The sequence below is a fragment of the Paraburkholderia piptadeniae genome (assembly GCF_900007165.1).
Classification (GTDB): Bacteria; Pseudomonadota; Gammaproteobacteria; order Burkholderiales; family Burkholderiaceae; genus Paraburkholderia; species Paraburkholderia piptadeniae.
The window spans coordinates 1-1,478 of sequence record NZ_CYGY02000172.1 but is presented as its reverse complement, the minus strand read 5'-3'; the positions used below and the strand labels follow the sequence as shown (position 1 = coordinate 1,478).

The following is a 1,478-nucleotide window of genomic DNA, read 5'->3' as shown; positions in this document are numbered from 1 at the left end:
GCTGTGCTGTGCTGTGCTGGCGACACGGTAACCGTATGAATGCGGCGTGAAGACGAAATTTGTATGGCTTGGCCGCAATGCACTATAGGCGCGAATCTCGATGCCGAACCGGACTTATCGGGCCGCGCTGAAGATCAATAACCGTTGGACCCGTGATCCTCGGTGAAGAAAGTCGGCTGCGTTGACGCGGGATCGCGCCGACCTGAGGTGGGCGAATTCGGCCGACTTTCTCGGAGCAAAATAGATGCATATTCTCGATATTAATCAGATGGCCGAGTTTTTCGTGAAATCGTTTAAGCTCGTTGCGGTCTTTGCTACATTGTGCGTTGCGCTCGAGCTAATCCTTCCGGCATATCGATACAGTTTTGCGTCGTACGTTCGCGGCGTACGGAATTGGATCATTCGCATTGGACTCGGTGCGTTAGTCTGGCACGGCTACGCCGTGGGTTTGGAATGGTTAGGGGTCAAGCCGCTCCTAACGGTCAATTTTGCGACACTGCTTCACTCTGACAACGCAATCATGAAGGTGGGCTTCGCCGTCCTTTCCGGGGTTTTGGTCGCGATCGCCGGTGACTTCTTTTACTACTGGATGCATCGCGCTCAGCATGCTGTTTCATTCATGTGGCGCATGCATGCTACTCATCACTCGATCCGCGAGCTGACGGCTTGGAATTGCAATCATCACGCTTCCGAGCCGCTTATTTATGCAGTGTTTGTAGCACTACCACTTACGCTGATTCACTTTGAATCTGGCGTGGTGCCCGCTGTTGCAATGACACTGATTGCCTTTCAGGCGCATCTTTCCCACTCTAGCACCCGCATCAATCTTGGGCCGCTTCGATACATCATCGGCGACAATAAGTTCCACCGTATTCACCACTCGTTGGAACTGCATCACCGACGCCGGAACTATGGGTTCTTTACGACGATCTGGGACACGATTTTTCGCACGGCGTACTGGCCGAAAAAAGATGAGTGGCCGGAAGTTGGCCTCCGAGACCAGCCCGAACCGCTTACCGTGAGTGACTACTTTATGTTCCCGTTTGATCGACGCCGCTGGTGCAAGCCTGGAGTCGGAAGCGGTGTACGGCAGAGTTGAGGCCGGGATGGAATGCGGTGAAGGTTTACGCTGAGGATCAGATTGTCCAGGTCGGAAACCAGCAAACAGCTAATCATCTGGAACAGCTCTCTGAGACGCCGGGTACAGAAGGATGAACAGCTAAAACTCGATCAAGATGAATCCGGACGTGGTCCGCTCCGTTTGATGTAATCGTGGCGTGCGTGCGCCGGTACCTGCGGAACCTCGAAGAATTGATCGCGGAACGAGGCATCTCTGTGGATCATTCAACCGCACATTGTTGGGTGCTCAAGCTTCTGCCGACGCGAGGGGAAGCGTTTCACCGTCACGAACGCCCCCGTCGGCAAGACCTGACGCGTCGATGAGATTTATATCAACGTTAAGGGTCAATGGAAATACC

At 53.7% G+C, this 1,478-nt stretch carries 1 protein-coding gene and 1 pseudogene; both read left to right on the top strand.

Annotated features, from left to right (window positions below; all coding sequences use genetic code 11):
- Positions 1–244: 244 nt before the first annotated feature.
- The gene (locus BN2476_RS43870) at positions 245–1,099 is read left to right on the top strand and encodes a sterol desaturase family protein (protein WP_087740341.1); all 855 of its coding nucleotides are present in this window, start codon (positions 245–247) and stop codon (positions 1,097–1,099) included.
- A gap of 140 nt (positions 1,100–1,239) precedes the next feature.
- Positions 1,240–1,478 (top strand): annotated as a pseudogene (locus BN2476_RS49140) (transposase domain-containing protein); the annotation flags it as partial.